The organism is Streptomyces sp. NBC_00510 (genome assembly GCA_036013505.1).
GTDB lineage: Bacteria > Actinomycetota > Actinomycetes > Streptomycetales > Streptomycetaceae > Actinacidiphila.
On record CP107851.1, the window covers coordinates 3,660,105 to 3,677,427 of the forward strand.

The window sequence follows — 17,323 nt, forward strand, 5'->3', positions numbered from 1 at the left end:
TCTTCCCCCCGTCGGCCGTCAGTACGCCCACACACCGCACCGCTTCGTGCTGACGCACCGGCCGAACTCCGCACGTCCCACCCGCACGGCTAGTTCCGCCCGGGCAGCACACCCCGTCTGCCCGGCTGTCCCCGGCCGCCAACCGCGGCCGACGCAGTAGGAGTCCGAGTGAGACGATCCCCCCGCAAGGCAGTCGCGGCCGCCAGTGTGGTCGCCACCGCCGCGTTCATCGCCGTCGGCATACCGGCCACCTCCGCCACGGCGAACGCCGCCCCCCACACGAGCCAGCTCCGCACCGGAGCCCTCGAGGCGAAGCTCACCCCCGCCCAGCGCACCGCGCTCATCAAGAGCGCGAGCGACCGCACGGCCGTCACGGCGCAGTCGCTGGGTCTGGGCAGCAAGGAGAAGCTGGTCGTCAAGGACGTCGTCAAGGACGCCGACGGCGCGCTGCACACCCGCTACGAGCGCACCTACGCCGGGCTCCCCGTGCTCGGCGGCGACCTCGTGGTGCACACGCCCGCCAAGGGCACCGGCACGGTCGGCACGACGTTCAACACGAACCAGAGGATCACGGTCGCCTCGACGACGCCGAAGGTCGCCGAGTCCGCCGCGACGACCGCCGCGCTGAAGACCGCCAAGACGCTGAAGGCCGAGGCGCCCGCCGCCGACGACGCCCGCAAGGTGATCTGGGCCGGCCAGGGCACGCCGAAGCTCGCCTGGGAGACCGTGGTGAGCGGCCTGCAGGACGACGGCACGCCGAGCCGGCTGCACGTCGTCACCGACGCCGTGACCGGCAAGGAGCTCTACCGGTACCAGGACATCAAGACCGGCACCGGCAACACCCAGTACAGCGGCCAGGTGTCGCTGACCACGACGCTGTCCGGCTCGACGTACCAGCTGTACGACACGACCCGCGGCGGCCACAAGACGTACAACCTCAACCGCGGCACCTCGGGCACCGGGACGCTGTTCACCGACGCCGACGACGTCTGGGGCGACGGCACCGGCTCCAACACCCAGACCGCGGGCGCCGACGCCGCCTACGGCGCCCAGACGACCTGGGACTTCTACAAGAACACCTTCGGCCGCAGCGGCATCCGCAACGACGGTGTCGCCGCGTACTCGCGGGTCCACTACAGCAGCGGCTACGTCAACGCCTTCTGGGACGACAGCTGCTTCTGCATGACCTACGGCGACGGCTCGGGCAACACCCACGCGCTGACCTCGCTGGACGTCGCGGGCCACGAGATGAGCCACGGCGTCACCTCCGCCACCGCGAACCTCACCTACTCGGGCGAGTCCGGCGGCCTGAACGAGGCGACCTCCGACATCTTCGGCACGGGCGTCGAGTTCTACGCCAACAACAGCAACGACATCGGTGACTACCTCATCGGTGAAGAGATCAACATCAACGGCGACGGCACCCCGCTGCGCTACCAGGACAAGCCGTCCCGCGACGGCACGTCGCCCGACAACTGGTACTCCGGGATCGGCAACCTGGACGTCCACTACTCCTCGGGTCCGGCGAACCACATGTTCTACCTGCTCTCCGAGGGCAGCGGCGCCAAGGTCATCAACGGGGTCAGCTACAACAGCCCGACCGCCGACGGCATCGCCGTCGCCGGCATCGGCCGCGCCGCCGCGCTGCAGATCTGGTACAAGGCGCTGAGCACGTACATGACGAGCAGCACCAACTACGCGGCCGCCCGCACCGCCGCCCTGAACGCCGCGACGGCCCTGTACGGCGCGGGCTCCGCCCAGTACGCGGGCGTGCAGAACGCCTTCGCGGGCATCGGTGTCGGCAGCCACGCGCCCGTCTCGGGCGTCACGGTCACCAACCCGGGCAACCAGAGCAGCACCGTCGGCACCGCCGCCAGCCTGCAGATCCAGGCCAGCAGCACCAACAGCGGCGCGCTGAGCTACGCGGCGAGCGGCCTGCCCTCCGGTCTGTCGATCAACGCCTCCACGGGTCTGATCTCCGGCACCCCGTCCGCCGCGGGCACCTACAACACCACGGTCACGGTCACCGACTCCGCGTCCAAGACCGGCACCGCCTCCTTCACCTGGACCGTCACCACCCCCGGTAGCTGCGCCTCCAGCCAGCTGCTCGGCAACCCCGGCTTCGAGTCCGGCAGCGCCTCCTGGACGGCCACCAGCGGTGTGATCACCAACTCCAGCAGCCAGGCCGCCCACGGCGGTTCGTACAAGGCGTGGCTGGACGGCTACGGCTCGACGCACACCGACACGCTCACCCAGTCGGTGACGATCCCGGCCGGCTGCAAGGCGACCTTCACCTTCTGGCTGCACATCGACTCCGCCGAGACGACCACCAGCACCCAGTACGACAAGCTGACCGTCACGGCCGGGTCGACCACCCTGGCCACCTACTCCAACCTCAACAAGGCCACGGGCTACACCCAGAAGTCCTTCAGCCTGAACTCCTTCGCCGGCTCCACCGTCACCCTGAAGTTCACCGGCACCGAGGACTCCTCGCTGCAGACGAGCTTCGTGGTCGACGACACCGCGGTGAACACCAGCAGCTGACCCCCGTCGGCTGACAGCGCACGCCGGGCCCCGGCCGTCGTCAACGACGGCCGGGGCCCGGTCCCGTTCCCGCTTCCGTGGACGTCCGGCTCAGCGCAGCACGCCGGCCGTCATCCCCGTCGCCTCGGGCGGCACCGCGATCAGCCCGAGCTCGGCGACCGAGGCGAGCAGCCGGTGCAACGGCAGCACGCGGACGGTGTAGCCGAACGGGCCGGTGCGGTCGAGGGTGAGCGGGCCCTCGTAGAGCCAGCGGCCCTCCAGGTCCGGCCGTCCGCCCGGTTTGAGGGAGACCACGGTCGGGTCGGCGATCCGGTCGGAGTCGTCGACGCGCCCGGACACCACCTGGACGTCCACGTCCCCGGGCTCCAGGCCGCCGAGGGCCACCTGGACGCGCAGGGTGAGCGTGGTCCCGAGCTCCGGGGAGCCGCCGACCGAGGCACCGGTCTCCACGTGGTCGACCGCGATCATCGGCCACTGCTCGCGCACCCGCCGCTTCCACGCGGCGAGTTCGACGGACTCCCCGCCCCCCGCAAGGCGGTGGGCGCGGGCGGCGGGCGCGTACAGCCGGGTCACGTACTCGCGGACCATGCGCCCGGCGAGCACCTTCGGCCCCAGGGTGCTCAGGGTGTGCCGGACCATCTCGATCCAGCGGACCGGCAGACCGTGCGTGCCGCGGTCGTAGAACCGCGGCGCGACCTGGTTCTCGACCAGGTCGTAGAGGGCGGCCGCCTCGATGTCGTCGCGGCGGTCGGGGTCGCCGGCCGCGCCGAAGCCGTCCGCGGTGGGGATCGCCCACCCGTTGTTGCCGTCGAACCACTCGTCCCACCAGCCGTCCAGGACGGACAGGTTGAGGCAGCCGTTCAGCGCGGCCTTCATGCCGGAGGTGCCGCAGGCCTCCAGCGGCCGCAGCGGGTTGTTGAGCCAGACGTCGCACCCGGGGTAGAGGTGCTGGGCCATGGCCATGTCGTAGTCCGGCAGGAAGACGATGCGGTGCCGCACCCTGGGGTCGTCGGCGAAGCGCACCAGCTCCTGCACCAGCCGCTTGCCGCTGTCGTCGGCCGGGTGCGCCTTGCCCGCGACGACGATCTGGATCGGCCGGGTCGGGTGCAGCAGCAGCTCCATCAGCCGGTCCTGGTCGCGCAGCATCAAGGTGAGCCGCTTGTACGACGGGACCCGGCGCGCGAAGCCGATGGTCAGCACGTCCGGGTCGAGGACGTCGTCGACCCAGCCCAGCTCGGCCGAGCCGGCGCCGCGCTGCCGCCAGGAGGCGCGCACCCTGCGGCGCACCTCCCGCACCAGCTGTTCGCGCAGCTCCCGGCGGAGCTCCCAGATCGCGGCGTCGGGGATGCGGAAGACGCTCTCCCAGGTGTCGGCGAGCCCGGTGGTCATCGCGTCCTCGGCGTTCTGGACGCCGGCCTGCCGGGCGCCGAGCCGGAACACCTCGGGCGCGACCCAGGTGGGGGCGTGCACGCCGTTGGTGATGGAGGTGATCGGCACCTCCTCCGGGTCGAAGCCCGGCCACAGCCCGGCGAACATCTCGCGGCTGACACCGCCGTGCAGGGTGGACACGCCGTTGGCGCGCTGCGCCAGCCGCAGCCCCATCACGGCCATGTTGAAGACGTTGGGGTCGCCGCCGGGGTAGGTCTCCATCCCCAGCTCCAGCACCCGCTGGACGTCGACGCCGCGCAGCTCGCCGTCGTCGCCCAGGTGCCGGGCGAGCAGTTCGCGGTCGAAGCGGTCGATGCCGGCCGGTACGGGGGTGTGGGTGGTGAAGACCGTGCCGGCCCGCACGGCCTCCAGGGCGGAGTCGAAATCCAGCCCTTCTCCGTCGGCCGCGAGCTCGCGGATGCGTTCCAGGCCGAGGAAGCCCGCGTGCCCCTCGTTGGTGTGGAAGACCTCGGGCGCCGGGTGCCCGGTCAGCGCGCAGTAGGTGCGCACGGCACGGACGCCGCCGATGCCGAGCAGCATCTCCTGGAGCAGCCGGTGCTCGCTGCCGCCGCCGTAGAGGCGGTCGGTGACGTCCCGTTCGTTGGGGTGGTTCTCCTCGACGTCGGAGTCGAGCAGCAGCAGCGGGACCCGGCCGACCCGGGCCAGCCACACGTGGGCGCGCAGGCTGCGCCCGCCGGGGAGGTCCAGGGCGATCAGGACGGGGCCGCCGTCCTCGTCCCGCAGCAGCGACAGCGGCAGCTCGTTGGGGTCGAGCACGGGGTAGTGCTCCTGCTGCCAGCCGTCCCGGGACAGGGACTGGCGGAAGTAGCCGTGCCGGTAGAGCAGGCCGACGCCGATCAACGGCACGCCCAGGTCGCTGGCGGCCTTGAGGTGGTCGCCGGCCAGGATGCCGAGGCCGCCGGAGTACTGCGGCAGCGCCGCGGTGATGCCGAACTCGGGCGAGAAGTAGGCGATGGCGGCGGGGAGTTCCCCGGCCTCGGCGGCGCCCTGGTACCAGCGCGGGTTGCCGAGGTAGTCGTGGAGGTCCTCGACGGCGGTGCCGAGCCGGCGGAGGAACCTGCGGTCCTTGGCGAGGGCGTTCAGCCGGTCCTTCGAGACCGCGCCGAGCAGCCGCACCGGGTCGCCGGCCGCCGCTCTCCAGCCCTCGGGGTCGACGGACTGGAACAGCTCACGGGTCTCGTTGTGCCAGGACCAGCGCAGATTCTGCGCGAGCTCCCCCAGGGGACGTAGTGGTTCGGGCAGGACGGTTCGCACGGTGAATCGACGAATAGCCTTCACATCTCCGACGGTAGCGGCATCTTTCGGTGCGGTGGTGACATCCGGGGACCCAACACCCGCGGCCCGGCGCCGCCGCGCGGCACCCGTCCCCTGGCGCACCAGGACGCCCCGGGCGTCCCGGGACCCCCGCACGCGGCCCGGTGGACGCCTCGTCAGCGTGTCGGGCGGCGGCTACGACAGCCGCAGCACGGCAGCCGGGCCGGGGCGCACCGCGGGAGCTACGACCGGCGGCCAGGACCGGGGCACGGGCGGGGCCCGGCGCCCCGGCGACCGCGCGCGCCGGTCCGCCGGACGGTGGCCGGTTGTCTGCGTCCGGGCGCCGCCGGGGCCGCCCGGCGCGCAACTTACGCGCCAGTACCCCTTCCCGGGGAGTATTCGACCGTCATCCAATGGGCAGGCTCACCCTTGCGCGACGCGGCGCCGAACCCTCCCACACCACAACTCGTATCCGCCCACCCGAGTGAACGCGGACAGGAGCGGTCATGCCCACAGGCAGGCATCCGAAGGAGCAGATAAAAAGAGCGGAAGGTACCCGTCCGGCCACCCGCACAAACTGGTGAGGCGCAATGATCGGTCGCATCCCCGTCCTGGACGTCCGCCCGCTGGTCGACTGCGGCCGCCGCCCCGCCAAGGCCGTGGTCGGCGAAACCTTCCAGGTCACCGCCACGGTGTTCCGGGAGGGACATGACGCGGTGGCGGCGAACGTGGTCCTGCGCAGCCCCGCGGGGCGCTCCGGGCCACGGATCCCCATGCGCGAACTCGCCCCCGGCACCGACCGGTGGGGCGCCGAGGTGACGCCCACCGCGGAGGGCCGCTGGACGTACACGGTGGAGGCCTGGAGCGATCCGGTGGCCACCTGGCGGCACCACGCGGGCATCAAGGTCCCCGCCGGCATCGACACCGAACTGGTCCTCGCCGAGGGGGCCGAGCTGCACGAGCGCGCGGCGGCCGGGGTACCGAAGAAGGACGGCCGGGCCGTGGTGCTGGCCGCGGTCGACACCCTGCGCGACACCTCCCGTACGGCCGCCGAGCGGCACGCCGCCGCCCTCGCACCGGACGTGGTGGCGGTGCTCGACCGGCACCCGCTGCGCGACCTGGTGAGCGCCTCGCGGCCGGCGGCCCTCCAGGTGGAGCGGCAGCGGGCGCTGTTCGGGTCCTGGTACGAGATGTTCCCCCGGTCCGAAGGCGCCGTGGTGGACCCCACGGGCCGCCGGCCACCGAGGTCCGGGACCTTCCGCACGGCGGCCGAGCGACTGCCGGCGATCGCCGCGATGGGCTTCGACGTGGTCTACCTGCCGCCCGTCCACCCGATCGGCGCAGCGTTCCGCAAAGGGCCCGACAACACGCTCGACCCCGGCCCGCACGACGTGGGCTCGCCCTGGGCGATCGGCTCCGCGGAGGGCGGCCACGACGCCGTCCACCCGGACCTCGGGACGATCGAGGACTTCGACTTCTTCGTGGAGCGGGCCCGTGAGCTGCGCCTGGAGATCGCGCTGGACTTCGCGCTGCAGTGCTCGCCGGACCACCCGTGGGTCGGCAAGCACCCCGAGTGGTTCACCACCCGGGCGGACGGCTCGATCGCGTACGCCGAGAACCCGCCGAAGAAGTACCAGGACATCTACCCGATCGCCTTCGACGCCGACTTGAGCGGCATCGTGCAGGAGACCGAGCGGGTGCTGCGGCACTGGATGGACCACGGGGTGCGGATCTTCCGGGTCGACAACCCGCACACCAAACCGGTGGTCTTCTGGGAGAAGGTCATCGCCGACATCAACCGCACCGACCCCGACGTCATCTTCCTGGCGGAGGCGTTCACCCGTCCGGCCATGATGCACACGCTGGCGCAGATCGGCTTCCAGCAGTCGTACACCTACTTCACCTGGCGCAACGGGAAGCAGGAACTGACGGAGTACCTGACGGAGCTGTCCGGCGAGGCCGCGGGCTACATGCGGCCCAACTTCTTCGTCAACACCCCGGACATCCTCCACGCCTACCTGCAGCGCGGCGGCCGCCCGGCGTTCGAGGTGCGTGCGGTCCTCGCCGCGACCCTTTCCCCCACATGGGGGGTGTACGCCGGATATGAGCTCTGTGAGAACGCGCCGGTGCGCGAGGGAAGCGAAGAGTACCTACACTCGGAGAAGTACGAGCTCAAGCCCCGTGACTGGGCGGCAGCCGAGGCCGAAGGCCGTTCGCTGGCTCCGCTGCTCACCACGCTGAACCGGCTGCGACGCCGCCACCCCGCGCTCCAGCAGCTGCGCGACCTGCGCTTCCACCCCGTGGACAACGACGCGGTGCTGGCGTACTCCAAGCGCTCGGGCGACGGCAGCGACGTCGTACTGGTGGTCGTCAACCTGGACCCGCACCACACCCAGGAGGCGACCGTCTCGTTGAACATGCCGGAACTCGGCCTCGCGTGGCACGAGTCCACCCCGGTGCGCGACGAGCTCACCGGCGAGACCTACCACTGGGGCAGGGACAACTATGTGCGCCTCGAGCCGGGCCGCGCGCCCGCGCACATCCTCACCCTGCGACCTACTCCATCGACAGGAGGGTCACCCACTTGATCGTCAACGAACCCGTACCTGACACGTTCGAAGACACCCCGGCCAAGGACCGGGACCCCGACTGGTTCAAGCGGGCCGTCTTCTACGAAGTGCTCGTACGGTCCTTCCAGGACAGCAACGGCGACGGCATCGGCGACCTCAAAGGGCTCACCGCCAAACTGGACTATCTGCAGTGGCTCGGGGTCGACTGCCTGTGGCTGCCGCCGTTCTTCGCCTCGCCGCTGCGCGACGGCGGCTACGACGTCTCGGACTACACGGCCGTGCTGCCGGAGTTCGGGGACCTGGCCGACTTCGTGGAGTTCGTGGACGCCGCCCACCAACGCGGTATGCGCGTGATCATCGACTTCGTCGTCAACCACACCAGCGACCAGCACGACTGGTTCCAGCAGTCCCGCACGGACCCCGACGGCCCCTACGGCGACTACTACGTCTGGGCGGACGACGACAAGCAGTACCAGGACGCCCGCATCATCTTCGTCGACACCGAGAGCTCCAACTGGACCTTCGACCCGGTACGCAAGCAGTACTACTGGCACCGCTTCTTCTCGCACCAACCGGACCTCAACTACGAGAACCCCAAGGTCCAGGAGGAGATCCTGGCAGCCCTGCGCTTCTGGCTGGACCTCGGCATCGACGGCTTCCGGCTGGACGCGGTGCCGTACCTGTACCAGGAGGAGGGCACCAACTGCGAGAACCTGCCGCGCACCCACGGCTTCCTGAAGATGGTGCGCGAGGAGATCGACGCCCACTACCCCGACACCGTCCTGCTCGCCGAGGCCAACCAGTGGCCCGAGGACGTGGTCGACTACTTCGGCGACTACGCCAAGGGCGGCGACGAGTGCCACATGGCCTTCCACTTCCCGGTCATGCCGCGCATCTTCATGGCGGTGCGCCGGGAGTCCCGCTACCCGGTCTCGGAGATCCTGGCCAAGACCCCGGCCATCCCGCACAACTGCCAGTGGGGCATCTTCCTGCGCAACCACGACGAGCTGACGCTCGAGATGGTGACGGACGAAGAGCGCGACTACATGTACGCGGAGTACGCCAAGGACCCGCGCATGCGGGCCAACATCGGCATCCGGCGCCGGCTCTCCCCGCTGCTGGACAACGACCGCAACCAGATCGAGCTCTTCACCGCCCTGCTGCTCTCCCTGCCGGGCTCGCCGATCCTCTACTACGGCGACGAGATCGGCATGGGCGACAACATCTGGCTCGGTGACCGCGACGCGGTGCGCACCCCGATGCAGTGGACCCCGGACCGCAACGCGGGCTTCTCGTCCTGCGACCCGGGCCGGCTCTACCTGCCGACCATCATGGACCCGGTCTACGGCTACCAAGTCACCAACGTCGAGGCGCAGATGAGCTCCCCGAGCTCGCTGCTGCACTGGACCCGCCGGATGGTGGAGATCCGCAAGCAGAACCCGGCCTTCGGCCTCGGTTCGTACACCGAGCTGCCCTCCACCAACCCGGCCGTCCTGGCCTTCCTGCGCGAGTACAAGGACGACCTCGTCCTGTGCGTGAACAACTTCTCGCGCTTCGCCCAGCCCACCGAACTCGACCTGCGGGCCTTCACCGGCCGGCATCCCGTCGAGCTGATCGGCGGGGTGCGCTTCCCGGCCATCGGCGAGTGGCCCTACCTGCTCACCCTCGCCGGTCACGGTTTCTACTGGTTCCGGCTCCGCCGCGACGTGGCGTAGGCGGACCCGCCGGGTGACGGCGACCCGGCGGCCCGGCACGGTTTCGTGCCGGGCCGCCGGGGCAGGCTCCCCCTGCCGGATCCAGCGTCATATCGGATGCTGTACGGGCCCTTGTCCCTCGTACGCCAAGTACGCCAATTGCTCCACCGGCTCGGATGATATTCGTCCGACACGTCCCACTCGTCGGACCATCGCCGCAGCGCGCCCCTTCACTTAGGGAACCAGCAGGCCCGGCACCCGAGGAAAGGACGTCATGTCGGACACCTCGTGGCTTCGCACCTCAGCAGTCCGGTCGGGGACCACCGTGCCCCCGGCACCGGGACTGCTCTCCGCGCTCGGCCCGTTGCTGCGGGAATGGCTGCCCCGGCAGCGGTGGTTCGCCGGGAAGGGGCGGCCGATCAGCGGCTTCGGACTGGTCTCGGCCACCGAGCTGCTGCCCGCCGACGGGCGGCTGGGCACCCCCGGACTGCTCCATCTGCTGCTCGACGTCCACCAGGACGTGCAGGAGCGGATGCCGGGCACCGGTCACGGGCAGCCGGCCGACACCTACCAGTTGCTGCTCGGCACCCGGGCGCTGCTGCCGCCCGCGCTGGCCCCGGCGCTCGTCGGGCACGCCGTCGGCGGGCCCCTGGACGGCCTCACCATCTACGAGGCGCTGCACGACCCGCGTCTGACGTCCCTGTTGCTGGAGCGGCTGCGGGCGCCCGGCCGCACAGGGCACCTGCGCTTCGGCTCCGAGCCCGCCGCGGCGATCCCGGCGGGGCTGGCGCCGCGGCTGTCCACCGCGGAGCAGTCCAACAGCTCGGTCATCTACGGCGACACGTTCATCCTCAAGCTGTTCCGGCGGGTCGCCCCGGGCCCCAACCCCGACCTGGAGCTGTCGCTCGCCCTCGCGCGGGCCGGTTCGCGGCGCGTCGCCGCGCCCGCCGCCTGGTTCGAGGCGCTGGGCCTGTACGACGAGCCCGCCACGCTCGGCGTGCTGCAGCGTTTCCTGCCCGGTTCCGCAGGGGCCTGGGAACTCGCCCTGCAGGCGGTGGAGGACGGCACGGACTTCTCCCGCGAGGCGCACGCGCTGGGGCGCGCGACCGCGGAGGTCCACCTGGCGCTGGCGCGCGCCCTGCCGACGAGCACCCTGCGCCGTCCACAGATCGAACTGCTCGCCGCCGCGATGGCCGGACGGCTGGACGCCGCCGCCGCGGCGGTGCCCGCCCTGCGGCCGTACCGCGCGGCATTGCGGGCCGCCTTCGACGACCTCGCCGCACTCGGGACGCTCGGCATGACGCTGGCCGCCCAGCGCATCCACGGCGACCTCCACCTCGGCCAGGCCCTGCGGACCGGGCCCGGGGGGTGGGTGCTGATCGACTTCGAGGGCGAGCCGGCGCGGCCGCTGCCCGAACGCCGCCGTCCCGCATCCACGGTGCAGGACGTCGCCGGGATGCTGCGCTCCTTCGACTACGCCGCCCGGCACCACGACCCGTCCGCCTCCGGGGCGCCCGAATGGGCCAAGACGCAGCGCGCCGCCTTCTGCGCGGGCTACGCCGAGGCCACCGGGACCGATCCGAGGGACGAGCCCGTCGTCATACGCGCCTACGAGACCGACAAGGCCGTCTACGAAGTGCTCTACGAGGCCAGGCACCGGCCCGCCTGGCTCCCCATCCCCATGGCCGCGGTGCGCCGCCTCGCGCAGCCGCCGCACGGCCGCACCCCCTGACCGGGCGCCCCCACGCCCATCCGAGGAGGACCTGACCGTGACCGATCGCCAGCCGTTCCCCGACTCCACCCCCGGCACCCCCGGCCCGGGCGGGAACGGGAGGGCCCGCGCCGCACGTCCCGCACGCGGCACCGGGTCCGAGGGCTCGGCTCCCCCGCCGCCCCCCGCCGCCCCGCCGACCCCGCCGACCCCGCCGGCCCCGGCCACCCGGCCGCAGAAGGCCGCCGGCGCGAAGCCCGCACGCGGGGGTAAGGCCGCCGGCGCGGAACCCGCGGCCGAGGCCGCCCGCCCGGCCGCCGCGGACCGCCCGCGACCGGACGCGTCCGGCTCCTCCGAGGCCGTCGCGCGGGGCTACGACCCCGCCGGGTCCGGGCGGCCGGCCGCCTCGGGCACCGCGCCGCGCACCGCGCCCCCCGCGGGGGTCGGCCACCAGGCGCCGCCGCCCGCACCCGAGGTCGCCCCGGCCGCAGGCCCCGTGACCGGCGATGTGCCCCCGGCCCCGGAGCTCGACCCCGGCGAGCGGCGCCGGCTGCTGGACGGCGCCCACCACGACCCGCACGGGCTGCTCGGCGTCCACCGCGTGGCGGACGGCCTGGCCTTCCGGGCGCTGCGGCCGTACGCGCGGAGCGTGGCCGTCGTCACCGGCGACGGGGCGCGGACGGTGCTGCACCACGAGGGCGACGGGCTGTTCAGCGGTGTGCTGCCGCTGACCGAGGTCCCCGCGTACCGGCTGGCCGTCACCTACGACGGCGACGAGCGCGAGGTGCACGACCCGTACCGCTTCCTGCCGGCGCTCGGCGAGTTCGACCTGCACCTGATCAACGAGGGGCGGCACGAGCAGCTGTGGAAGGCGCTCGGCGCCGAGCCGATGACCCATGAGGGCGTCACCGGCACCCGGTTCACCGTGTGGGCGCCCAACGCACGCGGGGTGCGGGTGGTCGGCGACTTCACCTGCTGGGACGGCACCGCCTTCCCGATGCGCTCACTGGGCTCGTCCGGCGTGTGGGAGCTGTTCCTGCCCGAGGTCGGCGAGGGGCAGCGCTACAAGTTCGAGGTCTGCGGGCCCGACGGCGGGCGGCGGCTCAAGGCCGACCCGATGGCCCGCCGCACCGAGACACCGCCCGCCACCGCCTCCGTCGTCACCGCGTCCCGCCACGAGTGGCAGGACGCCGACTGGATGGCCTCGCGCGGCGGCGTGCCGGTGCACGAGGCGCCCTTGTCGGTGTACGAGGTGCACCTCGCCTCGTGGCGGCCGGGGCTGTCGTACCGCGAACTGGCCGAGCAGCTCCCGGCGTACGTGCGCGACCTGGGCTTCACGCACGTGGAGCTGATGCCGGTCGCCGAGCACCCCTTCGGCGGATCGTGGGGCTACCAGGTCACCTCGTACTACGCCCCCACCGCCCGGATGGGCACCCCGGACGACTTCCGGTACCTGGTGGACGCGCTGCACCGGGCGGGCATCGGCGTCATCATGGACTGGGTGCCGGCCCACTTCCCCAAGGACGACTGGGCGCTGGCGGACTTCGACGGCACCAACCTCTACGAGCACCCCTGGCGCGGGGACCATCCCGACTGGGGGACGCTGGAGTTCGACTTCGGCCGCACCGAGGTCCGGAACTTCCTGGTGGCCAACGCGGTCTACTGGTGCGAGGAGTTCCACATCGACGGGCTGCGGGTGGACGCCGTCGCCTCCATGCTCTACCTGGACTACTCGCGCGAGGACGGCCAGTGGGCGCCGAACGCGTACGGCGGGCGCGAGGACCTGGACGCCGTCGCCTTCCTGCAGGAGATGAACGCGACCGTCTACCGGCGCTGCCCCGGTGTCGTCACCATCGCCGAGGAGTCCACCGCCTGGGACGGCGTCACCCGGCCCACCCACCACGTCGGCCCGGCCGGCTTCGGCGGGCTCGGCTTCGGCCTGAAGTGGAACATGGGGTGGATGCACGACTCGCTGGAGTACATCAAGCACGAGCCGGTGCACCGCAAGTACCACCACAACGAGATGACCTTCTCGATGGTGTACGCCTACAGCGAGAACTACGTCCTGCCGATCTCGCACGACGAGGTCGTCCACGGCAAGGGCGCGCTGGTGGCCAAGATGCCCGGCGACTGGTGGCAGCAGCGCGCCGGCCACCGCGCCTACCTCGGCTTCATGTGGGCCCACCCGGGCAAGCAACTACTCTTCATGGGACAGGAGTTCGCGCAGGGCGCCGAGTGGTCCCACGACCACGGGCCGGACTGGTGGCTGCTCGACGAGACCTACTCCGCGGCGGGCGACCACCGCGGAGTGCGGGACCTCGTCCGGGACCTCAACACCTGCTACCGGGCCACACCGGCGCTGTGGCAGCTCGACACCACCCCGGACGGCTTCGCCTGGCTCGACGGCGGCGCCGCCGAGGACAACGTCTTCTCCTTCGTGCGCCTCGACGCCGGGGGGAACCCGCTGGTCGCCGTCAGCAACTTCTCGCCGGTCGTCCGCCACGGCTACCGGATCGGCGTGCCGGACGGGGTGGAGGCGCTGCGGGAGGTGCTCAACACCGACGCCGCCACGTACGGCGGGAGCGACGTCACCAACCCCGAACCGCTGAAGTCCGAGCCGGTCGCCTGGAACGGCCGGCGCGAGAGCGTGCAGCTCACCCTGCCGCCGCTGGCCACGGTCTGGCTGCGGCCGGCCTGACCGTGCGTCACGGGATGCCGAGTGCGGCCCGCCTGCGCCACGCCAGGTGCAGGCAGGCCCGCCCCGCGGAGTGGGTGCGGGGGTGCCGGGCGTAGCCGAGGACGTTCTCCTCGGTGAAGGGCAGCCCCCGGTGGCCGTGGCCGACCACGATCACGCCCTCCTCGTTGCGCTCGGTCATGCCGCCGAAGACGGTGTCGAAGGTCGCGGCCTCCCACACGCAGACGGTGAGCAGCTCCGGCTTCCAGTTCAGCGGATCCAGCCCGAGCCCCAGGAAGCTGAAGCGGGCCCGGCCCTGGCGGGCGGCGCGGTTCATGCTCGCGTACGGCTCGTCGGTGTCGTAGTCGAGGGTCGCCCCGCCGACGCCCCCGGCGTCCGGCGCGCCGAGGAACTCCTCCGCGTACTCGCGCATCGTGTTGTGCCACAGGTCCAGGTCGGAGTGCCAGACCGGCAGCACGTCGGCGTGCGGCTGGAACTCCCCGGCGGGGACGACGTGGGTGGTGTTCATGGCGGTGGCCACGCCCTGGGCGTCGCGCCGGTGGAGGAAGAAGTACGCCCGGTCGCCGTCGACCCTGACGGTGAGGGTGCTGACGCCCGACTGGGCGCAGCGGCGGCCCAGGTCGAAGGGGTCCCCCAGCCAGCGGCGGTAGCGGCCGGCCATCGGGGCGTCGCCGTCACGGTGGCGCAGGGCGGCCTCGTAGGCGAGCGGCTCGGCGGTGTCGTACGAATCGAAGTAGCCGGCCAGTGCGAACTCCAGGGCCGGTGCCCCCTCCCCGGGCGTCACCCCGGTCAGCCGGTAGCCGGGCCCGTTGAACCACATCGCGGGCCGGTCGTACTCCCCCACGGCCGAGGCGAAGCCGTCCCGGCGCGGCCAGTAGCCGCGCAGCCTGCGCTTCGCGGCCTCGAACTCCCCGTTCCCCGGTTCCGGTTCGGGCCGCAGGCTCAGCCGCACCCGCGCGGCGGGCAGCGGCTCCTCGGGGATCCACCCCGGCGCCGTGAGCAGCGCCAGCTCCCCGTCCCGCGCGGGATGCGCGGCCAGTCCCGCCTCCGCCAGCTCCGCGCGGTGCTCCTTGAGGTGCCGGCGCACCTCGATGAAGCGGTCGACCGCCCGCTGCCGGCGCACGGTGCGCTGCGGCTCCCAGGCCAGATACGCCGCCACGGCCGCCAGCGGCAGGCCGGCCACCGCGGTGAGCGTCCCCACATCCATGCGGCGTTCCTACCAGCGGCGCCGGGGCCGGACAACACTGTTCCCGTGGCGGTGACACAGCAACTCGCACGGGTGACGGAGGAGTTCCTGGCCCGATGCCGTACGGCGACCCGGGATGGGACCCGCCGCGCGAGGATGTGCTCGACCTCGACCGAGACGCGGTGAGGGCGCACCGGGCGGACCACGGGATCTCCGGCGTCCGCGGCCCCTGGGGATACCTGACGGGGCACTTCACCGCGCTGCGCGCCTTCTACGAGCAGGCCTCGCGGCGGGGGCCGTACGTCGTCGTGTGGTGGGACTGAGCGGTCCTCACCGCGGGTCGCGTGAGCCGTGGCGTCAGCCGCCGTCGCCCGGGCGCTCCGGCGCGGGCCGCCCGTCGCGCGGGCCCCACGCGTCGATCACGGCCTCGGCCGGATGGCAGCCGAGGACGTACTCCCGCACCCACCGCGCCGCGCCGTCGAAGCCGGACTCCGCGACGATCCGCGCGGCCGCCGCCTCGCGGTCGTAGAGGGTGCGACGCAACTGGACGCCGCCCGCGCCCAGGAGCGCCCAGTGGGCGCCGCCGCGGCCGTACGGCATGCCGACGCTCCCGGGGTTGACGACCAGCCGGCCGTGGACGACCCGGGCGTACGGCATGTGCGTGTGCCCGCAGACGACGGTCTCCACCTCGGGGGCGACGCCGGACATCACCTCGGCCCAGCGCTCGGCGCGGGAGTCGACGAGCACGATCTCCTCGTCGTCGCGCGGGGTGGCGTGGCAGAACAGCGTCCGGCCCGGGCCGTCGACCTCCAGCTCCATGGTGTCCGGGAGGCCGGCCAGCAGGGTCACCTGGTCCGCGCGGAGCCGTCGCGCGGCCCAGTCCGACTCCGGGTACCCGGTGGTCCTGCCCGTACGGCGGTGCTCGACCAGTTCGCGGTCCGCGTTGCCGCGGATCCACAGGGCGCGCCCGCCGAGGTCGCGCAGTGCGTCGAGGGTGGGCACCGGCATCGGGCCCGCCGCGTGGTCGCCGGTGAGGACCACCCGCTCGGCGGCGCGGACGTCGGGCTCGGCCAGTACGGCCTGCAGGGCCGGCAGGTTGCCGTGGACGTCGGACAGGACCGCGATTCGTCTCAGCACACAGGTCAGCCTGCCCGCCGCTCCGGCCCGTGCGGCGCACGTTCGCCGAGGGCGTGACGGACGTGCCGCACGCGGGAGTTCGGCCGGACGCCTACTGGGCTGCCGCCCCCGGCACGCCCATACTGGGATGACTGCGGGATTCAGCGAGTGCGGGGGGCCGCTGCCGATGGTGAGCGAACACGAGTTGCTCCCGGACCTGTTCCGGTCCGCCGACCGGGCGTCACTGCGGGGCCAGTGGCAGACCGTACGGCTCTCGCGCCAGCAGCTCGGCCTGCTCACGGTGGCCTCCGTCTTCAGCTCGTTCGACGTCACCGCGGGCCGCCTGCACTGGGCCTCGTGGCTCGCGGCCGTCCTGTTCGCGTACGCCGCGTGGACCACCTGGGTGATCCACCGCCAGAACCCGCAGGCGCTGTGGTACGAGGGCCGGGCCCTGGCCGAGTCCATGAAGACGCTCGCCTGGAAGTACTCGGTGCGGGCCGACCCCTTCACGCCGCCCGGCGACGAACGCGACCCGGACGCCCTGTACCGGCTGCAGCTCGGCGACGTCCTGCACACCTTCCGGCGCAGCCGGGCCCTGCCCTCCCACGTCGACTCGGGCATCACCCCGGCGATGCGGCGGCTGCGGGACGCGCCGCTGCGCGTGCGGCACGACGTGTACCTGCGGGAGCGCATCCGGGTGCAGCACGAGTGGTACACGATGAAGGCGGTCCGCTGCGAGGTGAACGGGCGCCGGGCGGGACGGCTGGCGATGGCCTTCCCGTTGCTCGGCGTCCTCTTCCTGGTGCTGCGGGCGGGCGGCTGGTCCCCCTTCGACACCCTGGGATTCGTGTCGGCCATCACGGCCTCGGTCGCGGCCTGGGCACAGCTGCGCCAGTACAGCCCGCTGGCCGCGGCGTACCGGGTGGCGGCCGACGAACTGGAGCTGATCCGGGTGCAGCTGGCGTCGTTGGACCTGGACGACCCGCATGCCGAGCACCTGTGGTCGCAGCTGACCCGGGACGCCGAGGACGCGGTGTCCCGGGAGCACACCACCTGGCAGGCGAGGCGCGAGATGCGCGTGTGAGGGACGGGCCGCAGGACACG

10 protein-coding genes are annotated in these 17,323 nt (G+C 72.6%); 7 read left to right on the forward strand and 3 right to left on the reverse strand.

The window, feature by feature from the left end; all coding sequences use genetic code 11:
• The first annotated feature begins 168 nt into the window (after positions 1–168).
• Positions 169–2,544: a M4 family metallopeptidase gene (locus OG937_16060; GenBank protein ID WUD73097.1), complete on the forward strand. Its 2,376-nt coding sequence runs from the start codon at positions 169–171 to the stop codon at positions 2,542–2,544.
• Between the two features lie 90 nt (positions 2,545–2,634).
• Here OG937_16060 and glgP read toward each other — a convergent pair whose 3' ends face one another.
• Positions 2,635–5,271 (reverse strand): alpha-glucan family phosphorylase, encoded by a 2,637-nt coding sequence (gene glgP, locus OG937_16065; protein WUD73098.1) that lies wholly within the window; start codon positions 5,269–5,271, stop codon positions 2,635–2,637.
• Between the two features lie 566 nt (positions 5,272–5,837).
• Between glgP and OG937_16070 the strand changes: the two genes are divergently transcribed.
• The 4 genes from OG937_16070 to glgB all read left to right on the forward strand — a co-directional run bounded on the left by OG937_16070 (position 5,838) and on the right by glgB (position 13,920).
• A complete protein-coding gene (locus OG937_16070) occupies positions 5,838–7,835 on the forward strand; it encodes an alpha-1,4-glucan--maltose-1-phosphate maltosyltransferase (GenBank protein WUD73099.1) in 1,998 nt (665 codons plus the stop codon).
• Entirely contained in the window at positions 7,832–9,532 is a 1,701-nt protein-coding gene (gene treS / locus OG937_16075) for a maltose alpha-D-glucosyltransferase (GenBank protein WUD73100.1), read from the forward strand. Before OG937_16070 ends, treS begins: the two co-directional genes overlap by 4 nt.
• Before the next feature lie 253 nt (positions 9,533–9,785).
• The gene (locus tag OG937_16080; GenBank protein WUD73101.1) at positions 9,786–11,243 is read left to right on the forward strand and encodes a phosphotransferase; all 1,458 of its coding nucleotides are present in this window, start codon (positions 9,786–9,788) and stop codon (positions 11,241–11,243) included.
• Between the two features lie 31 nt (positions 11,244–11,274).
• On the forward strand, positions 11,275–13,920 hold the full coding sequence (gene glgB / locus OG937_16085) for a 1,4-alpha-glucan branching enzyme (GenBank protein ID WUD78762.1): 2,646 nt from the start codon (positions 11,275–11,277) through the stop codon (positions 13,918–13,920).
• A gap of 7 nt (positions 13,921–13,927) precedes the next feature.
• Here glgB and OG937_16090 read toward each other — a convergent pair whose 3' ends face one another.
• Positions 13,928–15,124: a hypothetical protein gene (locus OG937_16090; GenBank protein ID WUD73102.1), complete on the reverse strand. Its 1,197-nt coding sequence runs from the start codon at positions 15,122–15,124 to the stop codon at positions 13,928–13,930.
• 95 nt (positions 15,125–15,219) lie between these two features.
• On the opposite strand from OG937_16090, the gene OG937_16095 reads away from it, so the two are divergent.
• The gene (locus OG937_16095) at positions 15,220–15,426 is read left to right on the forward strand and encodes a hypothetical protein (protein ID WUD73103.1); all 207 of its coding nucleotides are present in this window, start codon (positions 15,220–15,222) and stop codon (positions 15,424–15,426) included.
• 34 nt (positions 15,427–15,460) lie between these two features.
• Here OG937_16095 and OG937_16100 read toward each other — a convergent pair whose 3' ends face one another.
• Positions 15,461–16,240 (reverse strand): metallophosphatase family protein, encoded by a 780-nt coding sequence (locus tag OG937_16100; GenBank protein ID WUD73104.1) that lies wholly within the window; start codon positions 16,238–16,240, stop codon positions 15,461–15,463.
• A 127-nt stretch (positions 16,241–16,367) separates the two neighbouring features.
• Here OG937_16100 and OG937_16105 point away from each other — a divergent pair, with 127 nt between their 5' ends.
• Positions 16,368–17,303, forward strand: a complete 936-nt coding sequence (locus tag OG937_16105) for a DUF4231 domain-containing protein (GenBank protein WUD73105.1) — start codon at positions 16,368–16,370, stop codon at positions 17,301–17,303.
• Positions 17,304–17,323: the final 20 nt, after the last annotated feature.

Excerpts from the sequence above, each read along its gene's own strand:
- OG937_16070 (WUD73099.1), top strand. The coding sequence starts at position 5,838 with ATGATCGGTCGCATCCCCGTCCTGGACGTCCGCCCGCTGGTCGACTGC.
- OG937_16080 (WUD73101.1), top strand. The coding sequence starts at position 9,786 with ATGTCGGACACCTCGTGGCTTCGCACCTCAGCAGTCCGGTCGGGGACC.
- OG937_16090 (WUD73102.1), bottom strand. The coding sequence starts at position 15,124 with ATGGATGTGGGGACGCTCACCGCGGTGGCCGGCCTGCCGCTGGCGGCC.
- OG937_16095 (WUD73103.1), top strand. The coding sequence starts at position 15,220 with ATGCCGTACGGCGACCCGGGATGGGACCCGCCGCGCGAGGATGTGCTC.
- OG937_16105 (WUD73105.1), top strand. The coding sequence starts at position 16,368 with ATGACTGCGGGATTCAGCGAGTGCGGGGGGCCGCTGCCGATGGTGAGC.